Raw genomic sequence first — 20,501 nt, 5'->3', positions numbered from 1 at the left:
GAGTTTTCGTTTGAATCTGATGATTGTAGAAGATGAACCACGCTTGCGCCTAGCACTGGCTTACAATATCCCATGGGACAAGTATGGGATTGAAGTGGTAGGTATGGCCTCGAATGGTTTAGAGGCACTTGATCTCGTTAGCCGAAAAAGACCGGATATTATGCTAATTGATGTGCAGATGCCTGAAATGGATGGCCTGACGCTCCTAGGTGAGCTTCGGAGCCGAGAAGAAATCAGCCGATTGATGAAAACGATCATTCTCAGCGGTCATGATAATTTTGAATTCGCTCAGCTGGCGCTTGAGCATGGAGTCTCCAAATATTTGTTAAAGCCCGCAGGCGAGGAAGATATTCTGGAAGCCGTACTGGAAGCGAGACAACAGCTTCGCCAGGATTTGGAGCAGTGGCAGCGCAAGGCGGCCTTGGAGCAAAAGTGGAAGCATAACCTTCCGCATTTGCAAAATCTTTTTTTTATCCAATGGGTGAACGGTAAATTTACGAAACAGGATGTTTTGCGAAAGAGCAGGGAATTATTCATTTCGTTAAAAGAAGATGATCAGATTGCGGTAGCCGTGGTGGATCTGGATCCCCTGCCGGAGGATGAGACCCGGTTTCATCGAGGGGATGCCGAACTGCTGCAGTTTACGATGCTGTGCCTGGCGAAGGAGCTGCTAGGGCATCCCTCCCGCTGGATCACATCGGATTCAGGCAATATGCTGCTGATGATCATGATTGTCGAGGAGGACCAAGATGCGAATGAGGCGATGCTGCGGTTGAATGCGGATGTTTCCAAGCTGCTCTCCCAAACGAAGGAAGTGCTGAAGCTAACGGCAAGTGCAGGTATCTGTGCTTCCATCGGGACGATTGAAGAAATGAGCTTATTGTACGCACAGGCCTGTCGGGCCCTACAGGAACGTGTTGTTTATGGACATGATCTGGCTATTCCGTATCGTGAGCTGAAACAGGATATGCAAGGCGTCATGGTGCAGCAGAACCTGGAGAAAATGCTGGAAATCGCGCTTGAAACCGCAGATGAAACGAAGACGCTCGAGGCGTTAAAGGGATTATGGGAGGAAGCCTTCACCAAGTCTGAGTCCTCGGATGAATTTCATGAGGCGGTTCTTTATATGAACAGTTTCTTTACCCGGATGATCCAGAAGCAAGGCTGGACAGTAAAAAGAGTGGTTGGCGAGGATATCGAATATTTTCAAAACGTCAAGCTGCTTAGCACCAAAATGCAAACCTGGTCTCTGTTGGAACGCACGGTTAAACATATCGTCTCGTTTATGAGTGAACAGCGAAAAACGACGAGCAACCAGGTCGTCAAGGATATTCTAAATCTGCTCGAAGAGGAGATTGACCAGGAGATTACCCTGCACACGGTAGCTGACCGGCTCTATATCAATTCATCCTATCTCAGCCGGTTGTTCAAGCAGGAAATGGGAGTTGTCTTCTCCAGCTATGTGATGGAACGCAAAATGGAACGAGCCAAAACACTGCTTCAGGAAGGGCAGAAGGTATACGATGCGGCCCGGCTGGTCGGGTACCGCGATGTCAGCTATTTCACAAAGGTGTTCCGAAAGTATTGGGGCGTGAACCCGGGGGAAGTCAAGGGGTGAGCGTTGGGGAGAGGCTGGAGTTGTAAGGTCGCGAACCCCTTCGCTCTAGGCCGCTGCGCTGACGTATCGTTCCTCCAATCGCTGTTGTCGCTAAATTTCCTTGAACGAATGTTTATAGGGGAAGAAATTCAGCTCGAGTCTATGCTTCCGATGTGAGTTTTCCGTTGGAAAACTTTCAGCCGACCGCTACGCTTTTCCGGAATCGATTCGTCCTCTCCGCAGATCCGCGCGGGCTAAACACAGTACAGCCATTCCCCTGAGGTTGGGGTGAAGGGAGAGATGTGAAAGCCCGCTACGCTGACGTATCGTTCCTCCAATCGCTGTTGTCGCTGAATTTCCTTGAATGAATGATTATAGGTGGAGAATTTCGGCTCCAAAGGCGACCGCTAACGCTTTTCCGGAATCGATTCGTCCTCTCCGCTATACCATGTGGGCCCTATATCCTCCCCCAAGTAGGTGGGGGAGGGGAGCAAAACGCAGCGCAGCAGAGCATGCGCAGTTAACAAAACAACCAAAATAGCCGTTCGGGGCATACATCCCGAACGGCTATTTTGGTTTTACCCTCAGCCCCAACCCTGGGCAGGGCGGAAGCCCACCGGGGCAGAGGGCACTAGGAGGCCAAGCTCGGTGCAAAGCAGCGAGGCCTCCCCTATGGCGACGAAGCACGGCATTGCCGTCTTCGGATGCCAGCAGGTTCAGCTTCTACGGAGCAGGCGGAATTGTTCTGGAGAAGCGGCAGTGGTCCCCTTTATCACCGGATTTCCACATTGCTTAATCCATTCAGAGAAATCCGGGGGTAACAGGGATCGGAAGAACAATCCGCATGCGGAGTGATGATCAGCTCTCTTTTTTATAAGGGGTTTTCGAGTGGTTCTAGCAAAGGGTTCCGTCGATAGCATCAGCTGATAAGTCAGCATCATAGGCAGCACCCGCCATCCTCATGATATGCTTACTGACGCCCTGCCCCAACACAACATCATATTACCATAAATAGTAATGATCCTCGGCTACTCCGTTTTTCCGATGCGCATTACAATTTGTATGAACGAAAGAGATTGAATCATTAGAAAGGGGGAGACGAGTCGATGAAACCCACATTAGAACCATCGCCCGCACCACCGCATAGAGAATTGAAACGAAAAAGAGGCTACTGGGGCAGTTTAGGGTCGGACATATGGAAAGAGTGGGATTTATATTTACTGCTCGTACCCGGCATCTTGTTCATTTTACTGTTTAAATACACGCCGATGTACGGGATTACAATCGCATTCAAGGATTTTAACATATTCACCGGATTTGCTGACAGCCCATGGGTGGGATGGAAGAACTTTGAGAAGCTGTTTACGTCGCCGGACTTTGCGCAGGTATTCAAAAATACGGTCATCATCAGCTTTCTGAAAATTGTAATATTGTTCCCGCTCCCCATCGTGATTGCGCTGATGCTCAATGAGCTGAGGAATATGGTATTTAAGCGAACGGTACAAACCGTCATATATCTTCCGCACTTCCTGTCTTGGGTTATTGTTGGCGGATTGTTTATCGATCTTCTCTCGACCAACGGAGGTATCGTCAATAAGGTATTGGTATCTCTCGGTATGGAACAGATTGCATTTTTCCTGGATAACAGTGTATTCCGGAGCGTGCTAATTACATCGGCTGGCTGGAAAGAAACAGGCTGGAGCACGATCGTATATTTGGCAGCGTTTACAATGATTGATCCGGCGCTGTACGAAGCGGCAAAGATTGATGGAGCAGGCCGATGGAAGCAGCTGTGGCATATTACATTGCCGGGAATCGCCCCCATTATCATTCTTATGTTTATTCTGCGACTGGGGAATGTGCTGGAAGCGGGAACCGAGCAGATTCTCGTCATGTACAATCCGGTGGTGTACCAAGTGTCGGATGTCATTGGAACTTATGTATACCGGCAAGGTCTGGGCAACCAGGACTACAGCTTCTCGACCGCAGTTGGCTTGTTTGAAGCCGTAATCTCATTCACATTGGTCATCGTAGGGAATTCCCTGAGCAGAAAATACTTACAACGCGGGATTTGGTAAAGAAAGGGTGGGGAAAATGGATCACAAAAAAGCTTTAGAAGGAACAAACACCACCCGGGGTGTCATTAAAACATCATTCTCGGAAAAATGCTTCTCGGTATTCAATTATGTTTTCTTCATCGTCATGGGTTTGACAACCCTGCTGCCTTTCTTAAACCTGATTGCCAAATCTTTAAGCAGCGAGAGCGCTGTTATATCTGGACAGGTGGGACTGTTCCCAGTGGGGGTTCAATTCGAGACATATAAATACGTGCTTCAAGACTCCATGTTTTTGAATTCGCTTAAGATATCTATATTTTTGACAGTGGTCGGAACAGCCTGCAGCCTACTTCTGACCACGTTGACAGCCTATCCGTTATCGAAAAATCGGCTCCGTGGAAGGAAAGGACTTTTGCTGATATTCGTATTCACGATGCTTTTCAGTGGTGGACTGATTCCGACTTACCTGCTGATGCAAAACTTGAATTTGGTGAACTCCTTTCCGGTGTTATTTCTCCCGGCCATGGTGAACGTGTACAACATGCTCATTATCAAAAACTATTTCGAGGGCCTTCCGGATGAGCTTGAGGAGTCTGCCAAGCTGGATGGTGCCGGAAATATTCGGATCCTGGTTTCGGTCATTATACCTTTGTCTCTCCCGGTTATGGCAACGATTGGACTGTTCTTTGCAGTTGCTTTCTGGAATGACTACTTTGCGGCGATGATCTATATTACCGATCCGGCAATTAAACCGATGCAGCTGTACTTGAAGGAACTGCTGGTTTCGTCGAGTGGAGACTTTCTGAAGGATAATGTGGATGCCGCGATCAACGCAACGCCTCAGTCTATTCAGGCTTCTTCGATACTGCTTGCAACGATTCCGATACTGCTCGTGTATCCGTTCTTGCAAAAATACTTTGTAAAAGGTGTCTTGGTAGGCTCAGTTAAAGGTTAGGTCTCATCGAGATTTTGATAAAGGTGGTGATGCGTCACGTATTGCCCAGATGGCAGAATTCATTGAATTTCTCAATCATAAGGAGGGTTATCCATGATCAAGATGAAAAGATCTGCAATACTGGCCGGAATTCTCGGATTCACGCTCGCTTTATCCGGCTGCGGCGGCGGGGGAGGAAGCGCGACAGAACAACCGGCGGCTCAACCATCGGACACACCGGCAACCACACAAAAAGATGAAGGCGATGGAGGCAAAACGGCCGATAAACCAAATCTGCGCATGATTATGCAGTACGGGTTGTTTGATCCGAAGACAGAATATGTAGCCAAATACATCCAGGAGAGAACTGGATACAATGTGGAATATGAACTGCTGCCGGCAGAGAACGCGGATGAGAAGCTAAACCTGCTTGTATCCGGTAAAAATAATTATGATATCGTAAAATTGAATGCCATGCAGTTTTACAATCTCGCATCTGCAGGAGCCCTGGAGCCAATCGATGAGCTACTTGAATCTCATGGGAATTATATTAAACAATCCATAAAACAAGAGTCCTTTGGCAGTGCAACGATTGATGGGAAAATCTTTGGAATTCCAGAGACAGGAGCAGGCGTAAGCATCGGCGAGGCACTGGTGGTCAGACAGGATTGGATGGATGAATTAGGCCTGGCTATACCTACAAACACCGATGAGCTTTACAATGTGCTTAAAACAATTAAAGAGAAGAAGAATGTTATTCCACTCACGGTGAGCAATAAGGCCCCTGCTATCTATGGCAACATTGCTGCAACATTTGGCGTTTTCACCGATTGGAAGGAAGTCGATGGCAAGTTGATGCATCGGGCTGAACTGCCTGAAATGAAAGAATATCTTACTTTTATGAACAAACTGTACAAAGAAGGATTGATCGATACCGAGACTCCGATTAATACCGCACAGAAATCCATTGAAAAATTTTCGGGTGGTAAAGCTGCGATGTATGAGCTGCCTTGGTGGAGCGCCGGGACAACGATTGAGGCGCTGACCAAAAATTCACCGGAAGCAAAAACAACCATTATTCCATATCTGAAGGGCAAAGATGGTAAGGCTGCTATGGGAGTTAAAACCAATACAACTTGGTATGTGGCTATCCTGAAATCTTCGAAGAACAAGGAAGCTGCCATGGATTTCCTCAATGCGAAGTTGGAGCCTGAGACATTTAAAGGCATAGCGCTTGGTAAGGAAGGCGTTCACCACGAAGTAAAGGATGAGAAATACTATCCGATTCTGCCGATATTTAACGATGAACTGAATAATGCAAGCAACTTCCTAACCGGGGTAGATGAAGAAAAGTATCCGATTTACTGGCAAGCACGTGTACGTAAAGATCCTGTTCTTCAGGCGTATTTCGAAGAGTATCAGAAAAATGCCGAAGGAATTATCGTTGTAGATCCTATGTCTACTGCTCCGCCTATTGATGCGGTGTCCAAAAACCAGCTGAAATTGTCGACTATGCTTGATGATCATGTGCTGCAATTCATCTCCGGAGCGAAACCGATTGATGCTTATGATCAATTCCTTGCGCAATGGAGAGCTGAAGGTGGTACCGATATGGTGGCTGCCGCCAATGAATGGTTTCAATCTACGAAGTAAGTGATTCAATTTGAAAAAAAAGCAGTCTGCGTTAGCGGCTGCTTTTTTCAAACTTACATAAAGAGAGGGTGTTGGCTGAATTTCTGGGAAAGTAAAAACACTAAATTTGAGAAGAGAAAGGTGGTAATCATGGATGTATCGTTTGTTTCAAAGGCGGATCGCTCTGATTCTTAGTTTGTCGCTGGTCATTTCGCTCCTCGTTCCCATTGGTTCTGCAACGTATGCGGATAACGAGGTTTCTCCGATTCAAAGTGCGGTTCCAGAGCCAGTAACTCTAGTTTCTTCAGATGGAGCAAACCTGGAATTCACAGATATTAATGTGGCCGTTGCCCCGCTGGAAGGCCGGGACGATTATCTCGCGCTGTACACAAGCGGGGCAACGGTTACGGGCTCCGTATACAGTAATGAAGTGTGGGTTCCTACACTCCATGTCGCAGTGCTTGTGGATGACAACGGTCAAGTATTGGAGAGGGTTGGACCAGATGCTGATCCACCGACAGTATGGAATCCCGGCACTTTGATGCAGATTCCTCCCGGAGGCTATATTGTACTGGCAGGCGGCACCACCCCGTGGGATCAATCCGCATATCAAAAGCCACTTTTTAATCATAATCAACCTGGAAGTACGGTGAAGCTAATGCGGGCCGGTGCGGAAGTAAAGGCAGATGACTTTTTGCCTGATCAGCCTGGTCCTGGTCCCGGGCCAGATCCAGATCCTGATCCCCTGCCTCCGGAACTTCATATGATCACACCCGAGAATGAAACCGTGGATATTCCGGTCATCGAGGTTGCTGGCTTTGTGGCCAATTATGCGGAAAATCAAGACTTAAGTGTAACGGTCAATGGTGAGAAGACTGCCCTTACAGCAGATGGTGTGTTTCGCGTGAATGTTTATTTAGATCCAGGGCCTAATTCAGTGACTGTAAAGCTGTATCAAGGGGACAAAGAGCTGGCAGTTCGTAGTCTGAATATTCTTTACGAGCCACTCGAGAGTGAGGATTATATTGAGATCGAAGCGGCTCCCAAGGACATCACAATCGGCATTCAGGGTCCTCGCAAAAAAATCGACTATGTCGACAAGGATGTAACCGGGGTTCCAAATATCGTGGCGATTTTTACAAGGGATTATGGTAGCTCCATTACGATTCCTCAAACCAATGTTGCTGTACAGGTGGACGCTAATAATCGCGTAATACAAGTGATTAACCCTTCGATTAATGGCAAGCCACCCGTTTGGACGGGGCCGACTGACCTCGAAATACCTGAGGGCGGTTATGTGCTGATGGCACAGGACAGCAGCTACGCAGGCAACAATATTAAGCGTTATTTAGCTGAAAACTTTAAGGCCGGGGATATGATCAAGCTGCGGAAGAACGGTGAAGTGGTCCAGGTACGCGACATCATGAGCGGCAATGGTCTCATTGCACGGCTCACGCTTGAGAATCAGGCGATGTATACCGTCACGGAAGGAAGCACTTCGATTAAGGGACGCATCGACAATATCGACGATATTTCTGCGATCAAACTGCTTGTGAACGATCAGCAGATCTCTTTTGAACCGGATGGAAGTTTCACTCATAACTACTCATTAACGAAAGGCACCAATTATATCGAAGTCAAAGTGTTAAAGAATGACACGGAACAGGATGTTCGGCATCTTGCCGTCTTTGCAAGACCAGATTTTTCGCCGGAGAAAGAAGTCATTCTGTGGGTGGATCAGGCTTCGAACGCGAGAAAGTTCAAGACGAGTGAACAGGTTCAAGCTTTCTTGCAAAAGGCGAAGGATTCAGGCGTTACCTCCATCGCTTTTGACGTGAAAGGTGTTGAGGGTTATGTTTCGTACAAGAAGAACGATTTGACAAACAGACCTTACGTCAGTGAGATTAAGGCACCTGAAAAAGCAGGAGCAAGCCCGGATCTGGATCTGCTGCAGGAGTTCGTTGATCATGGCCATGCGCTGGGATTAGATATTCATGCGGCTATCAATGTATTTGCTGAAGGGTCGATTGCTCATAACGAGTATGCGGTTCTTAATGATCATCTGGATTGGGAAGAGCGAGTTTATTTTGCGGAGAACAATGGTGAGATTAAGCGTCTGCGTGAAAGCAACAAGCAAGGATTGGTTGCCTTTGTCAACCCTGCGAATGACGAGGTACGGAACTATCAGCTTAGAACATTTGAAGAGATCATCAAGAACTACAATGTGGACGGCGTTATCCATGACCGTAGCCGCTATGATAACGAAGGGGCCGATTTTAGTGAAGAGACTCGACTTAAGTTCGAACAGTTTCTGCACGCTCGCGGCAAGCAACTTGATAATTGGCCAAAAGATATTTTTTACTATGAAAATAATGTAAGGCAGTACGGTCCGTTGATTCAGGATTGGTGGGAATTCCGCTCTGGTACAATCCAAAGCTTCTTCGGTGAAGTGAAGGCAATGGTGGATTCCTACGAAGTATCTACAGGGAGAAAAATTGAGGTATCCTCCTATGTAGGGTCCTGGTATGAAACGTATTATTTGAATGGTGTAAACTGGGGCAGTAAGAACTTCCGGTTCGATCCCGCACTTGGCATGCCGGACGAATCTGTGTATACGCCGGAATATTATAATACCGGGTATATCGAGTATTTGGATTTTCTAATGATCGGGGCTTATCAAACGACCAGTCAGGAAATCCAAAAATACATCACACTCGGTAATATCGTAACGAACGGGGAAATCCCTCTCTATGCGGGTATTGCAATGAACAACGTGCAGGCACCTGCTGTACAACGTGAAGTGTTTCAGGCTGGGTTGAGGTCTACCAATGGACTGATGCTGTTTGATGCATCCCAGGTCAATTGGCCGATCGCGGCTGCTGCTCTCCAAGATAAGGAATGGGTGAAGGACTACCAGCTCGGCATGAGCTTGCCAGGTAATCCGGATACGTTCTTAGAGGGCAATTTTTACAATATCAACCGGATTGAAGGCAACGTCAATGTGATGACGGAAGCTTTCGGTTATTCGACAGGAACGAACCGTTTCGGGGTTGAAGTGGTTGTAGATGACACAGGTCATGTAACCCGGGTAGTTAACCGAAATCAAGCCATTAAATGGAGTTGGGGGGCGCCCGAAGAGAATAACAGCATCATTCCTTCCGGAGGTTTCGTTATTTCTGCCTTGGACCCTTCAGGCACAAGAACGCTGCGTCAGCTCGTTGCCAATGCTTACAATACAGGTGATCAGGTACGGTCAGCCGTATTGAGCGGGCTGATGGATGATGAGGGCCGGGAGACGCGCGATAGCCAACTTGCTCTCAAAGGACTGGTGGAAGTTCTCGGGCCCGGCAAAGCGACCGTTAAGGTGAATGGACAGGATGCTACCGTGTCCTCCAGCGGTGAATTCACAGCCCAAATTCCTCTCCAAACCGGCGTGAACCCGGTCACTGTGGATGTATTTGTCGATGATTTCAAAACCAACAGCAAAACGTTTGAGGTGATTCGTACCTCTACGGGAGATGGCGGTGGCTCAGAGCCAAGTCAACCCGGGTCGCCCGGCGATTCCGGTTCCTCAGGTTCTGGCTCATCCGGAGGTGGATCACCAACGTCGCCACCCAAAGCACCAGAACCTTCACAATCCGAGTCTCTGACTATCAAGAAAGAGACTACACCGGATGGAGGGACCCTCATTGTAGCGAATGCGAACGAGAAACAAATGTTGAGTGAGATCGAACGTCTTAGTAAGCTGCCTGCATCTTCGCGTGTGCTTACGTATTCGGTGACCGACAATGCGGATGCGGTTGCTTTTCAACTGCCTGTTCAAGGGTTGCGTACGGCAATGAAGGATTTGTCGATGGGTACCATGCTGTTGAAAACGGCCCTTGGTCAGTTGGAGATTCCGCTGCATTCGCTGTCGGAAGCTATGCAGCAGCAGAGCACAGCGGATCATCTGCAGATCCGGATCGGTCACGCTACAAAAGCAGAAGAGAATCGGATAAACGCAGCCTTGGAGGAAGGGGCTTCTAAACTGGATACATCACTTGCTATAACTCTAGCGTGGAAGCAGGGTGACAAATTATCGCCATCGCCAGCATTTAAGGGGAATTATGCGAAGTTCACCAAGCTTCTATCAGATGTCGTCAATCCATTCGAGACAACGGTGCTGCGTCTGGACTCGACATCCGGCAAGCTGGCCTTCGTACCAGCAATAATACGTTCGTCAAACGGTAAATCGCAGGTCGAGTTCAAATGGAATGAGAGCGGAATTTATTCCGTTGTCTCCCATGAGAAGATTTTTGCGGATTTAAAAGGCCATTGGGCCAACAAGGATGTATCGCTGCTGGCTTCGAAAAAAGTAATTGAGGGACTCACGGATACCCGCTTTGGTCCAAACGAGCCGATCACAAGAGCGCAGTTTACGGCGATGCTCGTCCGTGCACTCGGGCTAAATGATCAGGAAGCGAATACGAGCTTCCGGGACGTAAAGACTAACGACTGGTATGCAGCCGCTGTCGCCACAGCTGTGGAGAATCAGCTGATCGAAGGTTTTAATGATGGTTCGTTCCGTCCGAACGAGGAAATCACCCGGGAGCAGATGAGTGTTTTGCTGTTAAGAGCACTGAAGCTTGCCGGTATGAATCTGGAGACAGGAGATTCGGACTCCATATTGGAAGGGTTCAAGGATCGTGAACACATAGCTTCTTGGTCGGAAGAGGCCGTGTCAGCCATTGTGAAATCAGGGTTGATGGAAGGACGATCAGCTGATCGGTTCGTTCCAGATGCCCGTTCCACCCGGGCTGAAGGAGCGGTGGTATTAACCAGAATGCTGATGATGGCAGAGTTCATAAATCGTTAAACAAGCTGACCCGTTCGACGATGTCGAACGGGTCTTTACCATACATTGCTCTACTTAATGGAGGCATTAAAGAGTTCGATCTTCCTAATAAGTCAAGTAAATGCTTTTATCGATTGGTATGAGACAAAAGCAGGAGGAAGTGGCTCAATATTTTGCTATCAAATCAACAAGGGCTATTAAAGTTAGGAAAAAAATTTTGATAATTCAAACGATAAGAATTTGAATATAAGTTTAGTTCGAAAGAATTCTATGGCGGATGGTATATTGGACTCTAGCTTAAGTCCCTATTTTAACTTATTCAATTGGCAATTATGCTTAAGGGGATAAGCTGGAAAACATGATTAAAACATATTGACGTTTTATAAATATGGATTTCTCTATAAATAAATATATTGCAGATTGAATGTCTTCAGGAATAAATGTATAGACAACGAAGAGAGTCTTTGGTTAGGGCGATGGATCACTCTAAAGGCACAAGCCACAAAAGGGTTTCTCGTAAAAAAAGTATTTCAGCCAATATTCGTCTTATTCTTATTGAGTTGAATGTATATACCATTAAAATGTAATCTAAAAGAGCTTGAAAAGCTTTATAATACTAGGGACTGACCCCATAGCGTGAGAGAAATTAAAACACCTTCAAGAGAATGCAACCATGTCGTAAGATATGGAGACAACCTTGGAGGTGTTTTTGCGTTGGCAACAAGAGTTAGCTATCCGGTAGAAGTGAAGAAGAAAGCCATTGAAATGAGATTGGATGGCATTCCAGTGAAAGAAGTCATGGACCAACTGAACATACGAAATAAGACACAAGTAGAGACCTGGATGAGATGGTATCGCAGCGGCCAATGGAACCGGTTGGAGCAGCCTGTCGGTAAACAATACAGCCACGGTAAAGGGCCTGAATATACGTCAGAGCTGGAGAAGGTACAGGCGGAAAATCGGTTTCTAAAACAACAATATAGATCTGCTAAAAAAGTTCGCGGAAATGCAAAGGAGGTGTCGCCAAAGACTATAGTGGAGTGGATGGAGTCCGTTCGAGGGGAAGTCAGTGTGACTCAGGCGTGTGCGTGGATCGGGCTTTCTCGCTCCACTTACTATCGCTGGAAAGCCGCCTACAGGAGTCCATATAAAGATCACATGGTAGAGAAGATTCGTGAACTCACTCTGTAGTTAGCATAAATTTCGTTACGGATATCGGAAGATCACGGCGCTGCTTCGAATGGAACGCAAGATTAACCATAAACGCGTACAGCGGATTATGCAGCGAGAGGGGCTCCAATGTAGTGTCAAGTGAATAAACGCAAACCTACAGGACAGCTGGCTTACATCGCAGAACACTTGTTAAAGCGCCAATTTGAAGCCGATGCTCCCATGCAAAAACTCGTGACAGACATTACGTATTTGCCGTTTGGCGGAAAAACGTTATACCTGTCGAGCATCTTGGACTTGTTTAATGGAGAGATTGTGGCATACAGTATATCTGACAAGCAAGACACAGGGTTTGTCCTGGACACGCTGGATCAGCTGCCCACTCTGTCGGGCGCCATGCTCCATAGCGATCAGGGCAGCGTTTATACCTCTCAGGCCTATCAAGAAGCTGTAAAGGGAAAAGGTATTACCATGAGCATGTCCCGAAAGGGTACGCCCGCTGATAATGCCCCATCGAATCGTTTCAATCCACGCTAAAGTCTGAAACGTTCTATCTCGAAGGTTTAACCTGTACGACGACGGCAAGCGTCGAGCAAACTGTTCGAGACTACATATCATACTATAACTCAGTTCGCTTTCAAACAAAACAAAACAGCCAGTCGCCGGTTCATTTCCAGCAACTGGCTGCTTAAACTTGCAAGGTGTTTTGATCCCTGTCTCACAAACGGGGGTCAGTCCCAAGATCATATACCTTTTTTGTAATTCGAAATTATTATCGAATTTAGTTTATTTTAATGTTGCTATTATGCTCTTCACAGGAACATTACAGATATTTTTCTCCTCAAGGTGTAGTAGAATTAGTTTATTCTAGCTTGATGGTTTAAACAGCAAAAAAATATAGTGTTCGGAAATGAAGCAACTTTATAAGTTTATTTACCGAATGAAAATCTTCAGATTAATGAAACAGAGTTCCGTCCTTTTTTCAAAATAGTTTTTCAGAATCAATAGCTAATATACTTAAAGAGACAGAAATGTCACGAAATCTTTAGGTATTTAGAAGTACTTCAACATGAAATTAAAATATAAATTAACAGCGAGGTGATCTCTTTCGGATCGTTGAGTAAAGCGATGTGGTGAGAAAGATGAAAGATTGGATGCGCACCCTTTATTTTGTTTATAAATGTATTGATCTAATATGCTAAAAAGACAAGAAGGCAGCCGATTAAAACAGTCGGCTGCCTTTTGCTACGCTTATGGGCAAAAGATATATATTGCAGTAGTGTTCAATAAGATCTTTATTGAATGGTGTACCTCCCTTATACGCCTTTTTTCTGTGACAATATACAATGCAGACACAGCACTTGAAAAGAAAATCCACATCCATACTATCTCTTAGAGCATGAATTATTCATAAAATAGTAACAATATTACCAAAGATAGTAATTAAATTCCCGTATTCCTTGAATTACTTTTACTATATCATATGGAATTAAGATTAATTCTAAATCTTCACATTTTCAGAGAATTCTGTATTTTGAAAATTTGAAATAACAACTTTTTATCTCAAAAAAGATTGGAGGCTTACTTTGATATTAAATATTATACCCAAAAAGGGAGAGTATGCGGATTGCAGACAGCATCTTTTGATAACAGTTTCCGAATGGTGGAATAGAAGGTATGAATTACTATTTGTGAAATCCTGTAATTTTGATTTTGTCATGGATAATAATTTCAAACATAAATTAGTTGGGGAAAGATTAGTGACAAATAGGTTCTATGCGTATGATTACTTTGAAGAATATCATGGGGTAAAAGTCATTTTATCAGATGTAATAGAATCGTCAAATAAACTGGATACATTAATATTAAAAATAACAAACAACTCTCCAGTTTTGATATCTCTCAATTCTTATTGGACTCCGTGGAATAGCTTTGCATATAAGAAAATTAAAGCTAATCACTATTGTCTAGTAATAGGATTCAATAAAATGGATAAGATATTATATTGCTTAGATCCTACTTACAGTATGGAGACATTAAAATTACCTTTTACAGATTTTGTTAATGGATGTACTAAACCTTACGTATATTTTGAAAAAACGAATCATTCAAAACTTGATACTATTAAAATATTTGGAGAAATAAATCAAACATTAAAGAATATAAACACAAAAGCAATTAAGGAGTTTGCTATTGAGATTAGAGATTTTTTTGATTACAAGAAGGAAGTGATTGAATTTCCTAGACTGAGTGATGCCCCTATTAATATTAATTTAGTAAAGATAATTTTTAGTCATCAATATCTTTTTAAGGGATTGAAGTATATTTTATTAGCTAATCTCAACTTAACAAGAAATATGACAAAAATAATGGAAGATTTAAACAATATTACTAATTATTGGAAAATGATTCACAATGTAATATCCAAAGAATATGTATTGTATCAACGAAACGGGCATATGCCAACCATTAAAAGAATCTCACCAATTGTTCGTGAATTGGGTGAACGTGAGGCGCTATTTAAATATAATTTTGAGCAAGTTTATCAAAAGCTAATAAAATAAATAAATTTTTTATTTACAACTGAGCTTCTTTCTATCTCCATGTATGGAATGAAGAAATATTTTTTGATTTTTTACTATTTATATAATAATAGTCTCCAATTATATATCCTTTACATTACAGAAATTGAGCATATTTATAGGAGGTTAGGGATGGATTTGACAATAATGCAAATAACAAAAAAAGGGATTGATCTAAACATCAATCTGAAGAAAGAGTATCGACAACATTATGATTTTTGGACCCTTTATTATGATAAATGGGAAGAAGCAACATTTAATATATTCGATAGATTTCTTGATGAAAATTATAATTATCTTGATATTGGTTCATGGATCGGACCAACAGTAATTGTGGGAGCGCATAAAAGCAACCACGTCTATGCTATAGAACCAAATAAATTAGCGTTCAATGAGTTGGTTGGTAATATATCCCTTAATCCCTTAATAAAAACAAAAGTTACTTGCATTAATGCAGCACTATCTCCAAAATCTCAATCTATTAAATTATATATACGAACTGACCCGAGTGAATCAATGTCGAGTATAGTACCAAATAAACAAACGGGAGATTATTATGACGTGAAGGGAATAACATTCGACCAACTTCTAATAGATAATGATATAAAAAATGTGAACTTTATTAAAATGGATATCGAAGCAGGGGAGTACCAAGTATTGCCAACCATGCGTGATTATTTAGAAAAGAATAAACCAATACTATACTTATCAATGCACCCTCCATTTATATTGGACTCCGCAGAATTGCAGTTTCGCCGACATAATGATAAATTCAAACACCTTGAATACCTAACAGAAAGACTTATGAGTTCATTGGATTTCTATAAATATATTTATGACTCTAATGGTAATTTAATAGATGCGAATGAAGTCGCCAAAGGGAAATATTTCCAATCATTTGTTTTTTCGAATGAAAAGTGGTGAATTCAGAGAGAGGGTCAAAAAATAAAATGATGATTCGTAAATAAACTACTAATAATCTACATAAAGTTGTTTTTTGCTTAAAAGGGGTTGGAATTGTATGGAGGTCCAATATACTTATTTTACAACTGTAAAGCAAGCAGTTGAATGGATTACCGAAAGGAAATATGCAAAGAAAAGACCTGGTTTGAAACGAATGGAACTAATTATGAATAAACTAGGGTATCCAGAAAAAGAATTGAAGTTTATCCATATTGCAGGTACTAATGGCAAAGGCTCCACCTGTTGTTTTTTAACAAATATACTGATTTCTTGCAAATTTAATGTTGGAACCTTTACCTCGCCTTATATTGAAAAATATCAGGATCGAATTCAATATAACGGAATTGATATTGACGATAATTCATTATTACTACTTATGAATTATATGAAGCCAATCTTTGATCAATTATCTCAATCTGATTTGGGAGCCCCTTCGATGTTTGAAATATCCACTGCACTCGCTCTTATGTATTTCTCAAAAATAGCGAAGCCAGACTTTGTTGTATGGGAGACAGGGATAGGTGGACTGTTGGATTCGACTAATATCGTGACTCCAATAATTTCAATCATTACTAACGTTGGTCATGACCATATGGATCAGCTAGGCGATACGATTGAAGAAGTTGCTGTATCAAAGGCCGGAATCATTAAAAAGGGGATTCCTGTTGTTAGCTCAGTAGAACACGAGGAAGCAATTAGGGTGATTAAAGATTATGCTTTAACTCAGGATGCTCCACTTTATTTGCTAAATCAAGAATTTTACTTTGAAACAGTGAAGTGTGAAGTGAATTCGCAAATCATTAATTTTTATGGACCATTTCAGGAACTTATTAACATAGAAATGGGGATGAATGGTAGCCACCAAGTGAAAAACCTGGCAAATGTTTTAATGGCTATGGAGATACTAAGAAATGACTACAAATTTAATATTAATACTAGACAATTGTATGAAGGAATCAAACAGACTTATTGGCCAGCAAGATTGGAAATGCTTAGTGATTCTCCACAGGTATTACTTGATGGAGCACATAATTTAGAAGCAATGAAAGCGCTAACAGAATCTTTGGACTCAGTATATAAATATAATAAGTTACACTTGTTGATAGGAATGACGAGTACAAAAAACCACAAAGAAATTCTAGAGGTTATTTTACCCCTGGCTACCACTGTTATCATAACTGAGATTGATTTTTTTAAAAAGCAAGATGCAAAAGTTCTTAGTGATCTTGCGAATGAAATCTTAGTTGATTCTAATTTAATTGGTAAAGTAATTGTTGAAAAAAATTGGGAAAATGCTTTTTGTTTACTGATTAATAAGAGTATTCCTGGTGATCTCGGTCTAATTACTGGGAGCTTATATTTAACATCCCTAATTCGATCCATGGTTATGAAAAATCAGGTTGGAGATATAAGCAAGTTAAAAAAAGAACTGATGTTAAATGGAGGATAGAAATGTACAAAGAAGATTTAGTGAATGGTTTGTGGAATTTAACAAATTCAATTGTTTTGGTAACAACAGAATGTGATGGACAATTCAATGTAATGACTTCTTGTTCTTCTACGCCTATTGGTGACGAACCGCCAATAATAGCATTGAATATATCTAAAAGTCGGTTAACATATGAATTAATTACAAAATCGCAAGAATTTGCTATAAATATACTTTCTGAATCACAAAGCGATATTGCCAAAATATGCGGAAGTTACTCCGGAAGAAATGTAGATAAATTTAAAAAGGCCCACTTGCAGACAAAAACACCTAAGATCATTAATTCTCCACTAATAGAAGAATGTGTTGCCAATTTAGAATGCAAGTTAATAAAAATCATCCAATACCCTAAGCCAATTATTATTGGTGAAGTAGTTTCTTCATACATAGATTATGAAAAAAAACCCTTGATTTTCTTTAGAAATCAAATGGTAACTACTAACACTATATAAAGAATTTTTTAAAGTTGCCGGTTTCATCTAAAGAATATGAGAATAAGGAGAATTAGATATGTCATTAATAAATCTCTTGGATAAAGGTTATGTACGGTTAGTTAACAACATGGGATCGGATCTAACTGTAGTAAACGCAGCCAGAGTCTCTTACGCAAAACAGTCTAATGATCTAAATGAAAAAGACATAAAATTGATTGAATATTTAGCTAGAAAAGGCCACACTTCTCCTTTTCGTCACGTAATATTACAATTTGAAGTTTACGCTCCACTGATGGTTGCCAGACAATGGTGGAAATACGTGGTTGGCTCGGCTCATTATGAGGGAACTGGCGATTCTCTGGATGCTTGGAATGAGTCTAGTCGTCGATATATCACCGAAGATCCACTTTTCTATATCCCAAATGCAGCTGAATGGAGAGAGAAACCGGAAAACACCAAGCAAGGTAGTGCAGATCCGATTGCATGGGAAATCGGATGCAAACATACTGAAGCATTGATGAATTATGTAGATCTTGGTATATCAAAATATGAAGCAGCACTTGCTGATGGAGTATGCCCTGAGCAAGCTAGATTATTCTTGCCTGCATATGGAATGTATATTCGTTGGTATTGGACAGCGTCATTACAATCAGTAACCCATTTTTTACTTCAGAGACTCGAGCATGATGCTCAAAAAGAAATACAGCAGTATGCAAAAGCTATTCTTGAATTAACAAAAAGGGCTTACCCAGTTTCTCTGGAACAATTAATCCCTAATCCTTATTATTCAGAAGAGAATAACAATGAAGTAATTCCCTAAACAAAGGAGTGATTTCAAATTTTATGAAAAAATGGAAAGCGATTGTGGCAATGAGTGAGAATTTTATTATTGGATCTAATAATAAAATCCCCTGGGATATTCCCGAGGAAACGGATTGGTTTCGACAGGTAACCGCGGGGCAGCAATTAATTATGGGGAGAAAAACATTTGAAACGATAAAAAATCTTAATCCAAGTTCAATATATTATGTTCTTAGCAGAAGTGGAGTTAAGGGGAATACCGGTAATAACGTGGTCGTAGTACCTAGAATAGAATTATTGGATGAGTTATTAGCTGCTGATAAAGAGGTATGGGTTTGCGGAGGGGGGGAAGTTTACAAACAACTATTAAATGAGTGCAGTGAATTATTTTTGACAATTATTAAGCAAAAAATCGATGGTGATTGCAGGTTTCCATACTATGAAAAATTGTTTATTACGGATAGGATACTTGTCTTTCATTCAATGTTTGAAATATACAAATTAGTAAATCGTAAAGGTGTGTGAATTTCGTGAAAATAAATAGGTACAAAAATTACAATGAAGCAAATAATACTTTAGATGCATATCTAGATGGAGCTAAGTATGGTGTAGTAGGGCATTTCACGAACTATCCATTATATAGTAAGAATATGATGGGGAATCCCATTGATGTTCTTAAAACTGGGTTGGATCTATCAAATATTTCAGGAATGTATATTCATTGGCCCTTCTGTTATTTGCCATTTGGAATTGAGAAATGCGATTTTTGTATGTGTAACACTAAAAATGACACTGAGTCTGTTTCGCTCAGAAATGAATATTTTCAATCAATTCTAAAGGAGATTGAACTCTACAGTTCTTTTATGCAGAATTCCGTCTTAGAATGGGTTTATATCGGTGGAGGGACACCTTTAACTATGTCTGCTTTAGAACTTGATCAACTGTTCACTTTAATGAAAGAGAAGCGACTAGTTAATAAAGATACTTACATTTCGATTGAGTCAAGGCCAGAAGTTATTACCGAAAAAAAAGTCAATGTATTAAAGAAACATCATGTTAAAAGAATAAGTATCGGAGTGGAATCTTTTAATGAAAAGACCTTAGTAGAAATGGGCAGAATAAGGTCTGGATTAAATTACTATGAAATAGTACAAAAAGCAGTATCAATGATTGAAAATGCTGGAATTCCTTACTTCAATTTAGATTTTCTGTACAGTCATCCGAATGACGATTTTGAGACTGTATTAGATTCTATAGAAAAGGGAATAGATTTTCTACCGAATAGTTTTGCAATTTATCCTCTTGGCTTGCCCTACAATAGAACAGAGATTGAGAAGAATATCGGTGAATTAGAACTTAAACCATTAGATTTTAGATATAAATGTTATGTAGCAATTAATGAACTACTAGAGAAAAATGGCTATAAAGCTGTATCGGACTCAATTTGGTCTAAGGACGATATGTATTCACATAAATCTGTTACTAATAAAGATAATTCAATATTAAACTTTTGGAATCAGACATGTTCTTTTCCTGATGGGAACTGGATGCCAGTGGGAGTTGGTTCAATTGGGTTTATAGAAGGTTTTGGTTCGGTAAGCAATACATATAGCATGAGTCAATATATCGAACTTATAGCTCAAGGTAAATTAGGTATAGTAAAAGGGGAACAAAATAGTATTGAGCAATTGATGAGAGGTTTTTTAGTAATATCGATTTTACATCGAATTATAGATATTGATAATTTCACAGAAAAATTTGGGTATAATCCTCTGGAAGTATTTAATATAGAATTTAACATATTGAAGCAAAAGGAACTAGTTGATATATCAAATAACGAAATAATATTAACTCCCAAAGCTATTCCTTTATCTCAAGGAATAGCAAGATTTTTTCTAAGTAAAGATGATGAAGAATTATATAGAAAATCGGAACAACTTAGAGTTGATTATAAATTCTATAATGTAAGTTACCAGGGATTAAAATAACTGACATAGGGGTGGTGTGA

The 20,501-nt window shown here is 41.6% G+C and carries 13 protein-coding genes and 1 pseudogene; all 14 read left to right on the top strand.

What is annotated here, in order from left to right; genetic code table 11:
- Positions 1 to 10 precede the first annotated feature (10 nt).
- Positions 11 to 1,618 carry a response regulator transcription factor gene (locus ABEQ74_RS21710; protein WP_430124206.1) on the top strand — a complete coding sequence of 536 codons (1,608 nt, stop codon included), beginning with the start codon at positions 11 to 13 and terminating at the stop codon, positions 1,616 to 1,618.
- Positions 1,619 to 2,245: 627 nt separating this feature from the next.
- The gene (locus ABEQ74_RS21705) at positions 2,246 to 2,452 is read left to right on the top strand and encodes a hypothetical protein (RefSeq protein ID WP_430124205.1); all 207 of its coding nucleotides are present in this window, start codon (positions 2,246 to 2,248) and stop codon (positions 2,450 to 2,452) included.
- Positions 2,453 to 2,703: 251 nt separating this feature from the next.
- Positions 2,704 to 3,675: an ABC transporter permease gene (locus ABEQ74_RS21700; protein ID WP_430124204.1), complete on the top strand. Its 972-nt coding sequence runs from the start codon at positions 2,704 to 2,706 to the stop codon at positions 3,673 to 3,675.
- A gap of 16 nt (positions 3,676 to 3,691) precedes the next feature.
- On the top strand, positions 3,692 to 4,609 hold the full coding sequence (locus ABEQ74_RS21695; protein ID WP_430124203.1) for a carbohydrate ABC transporter permease: 918 nt from the start codon (positions 3,692 to 3,694) through the stop codon (positions 4,607 to 4,609).
- A gap of 93 nt (positions 4,610 to 4,702) precedes the next feature.
- The gene (locus tag ABEQ74_RS21690; RefSeq protein ID WP_430124202.1) at positions 4,703 to 6,241 is read left to right on the top strand and encodes an extracellular solute-binding protein; all 1,539 of its coding nucleotides are present in this window, start codon (positions 4,703 to 4,705) and stop codon (positions 6,239 to 6,241) included.
- A 133-nt stretch (positions 6,242 to 6,374) separates the two neighbouring features.
- Positions 6,375 to 11,075, top strand: coding sequence for an S-layer homology domain-containing protein (locus ABEQ74_RS21685; RefSeq protein ID WP_430124201.1), 4,701 nt, complete (start codon positions 6,375 to 6,377; stop codon positions 11,073 to 11,075).
- Between the two features lie 693 nt (positions 11,076 to 11,768).
- Positions 11,769 to 12,916: pseudogene (locus ABEQ74_RS21680) on the top strand (IS3 family transposase).
- Between the two features lie 894 nt (positions 12,917 to 13,810).
- On the top strand, positions 13,811 to 14,788 hold the full coding sequence (locus ABEQ74_RS21675) for a C39 family peptidase (protein ID WP_430124200.1): 978 nt from the start codon (positions 13,811 to 13,813) through the stop codon (positions 14,786 to 14,788).
- Positions 14,789 to 14,938: 150 nt separating this feature from the next.
- On the top strand, positions 14,939 to 15,730 hold the full coding sequence (locus ABEQ74_RS21670) for an FkbM family methyltransferase (protein ID WP_430124199.1): 792 nt from the start codon (positions 14,939 to 14,941) through the stop codon (positions 15,728 to 15,730).
- A gap of 97 nt (positions 15,731 to 15,827) precedes the next feature.
- Positions 15,828 to 17,219: a bifunctional folylpolyglutamate synthase/dihydrofolate synthase gene (locus tag ABEQ74_RS21665; RefSeq protein WP_430124198.1), complete on the top strand. Its 1,392-nt coding sequence runs from the start codon at positions 15,828 to 15,830 to the stop codon at positions 17,217 to 17,219.
- A gap of 2 nt (positions 17,220 to 17,221) precedes the next feature.
- Positions 17,222 to 17,710 carry a flavin reductase family protein gene (locus ABEQ74_RS21660; protein WP_430124197.1) on the top strand — a complete coding sequence of 163 codons (489 nt, stop codon included), beginning with the start codon at positions 17,222 to 17,224 and terminating at the stop codon, positions 17,708 to 17,710.
- 58 nt (positions 17,711 to 17,768) lie between these two features.
- A complete protein-coding gene (thyX, locus tag ABEQ74_RS21655; protein ID WP_430124196.1) occupies positions 17,769 to 18,512 on the top strand; it encodes an FAD-dependent thymidylate synthase in 744 nt (247 codons plus the stop codon).
- Between the two features lie 23 nt (positions 18,513 to 18,535).
- On the top strand, positions 18,536 to 19,018 hold the full coding sequence (locus ABEQ74_RS21650) for a dihydrofolate reductase (protein ID WP_430124195.1): 483 nt from the start codon (positions 18,536 to 18,538) through the stop codon (positions 19,016 to 19,018).
- A 5-nt stretch (positions 19,019 to 19,023) separates the two neighbouring features.
- Positions 19,024 to 20,481, top strand: a complete 1,458-nt coding sequence (locus tag ABEQ74_RS21645; RefSeq protein ID WP_430124194.1) for a coproporphyrinogen-III oxidase family protein — start codon at positions 19,024 to 19,026, stop codon at positions 20,479 to 20,481.
- The last annotated feature ends 20 nt before the right edge of the window (positions 20,482 to 20,501 follow it).

This window comes from Paenibacillus solani (assembly GCF_050475945.1).
Lineage (GTDB): Bacteria > Bacillota > Bacilli > Paenibacillales > Paenibacillaceae > Paenibacillus_AQ > Paenibacillus_AQ solani_A.
The sequence above is the reverse complement of the archived record's forward strand: the minus strand, read 5'-3'. Positions and strand labels throughout refer to the sequence as shown.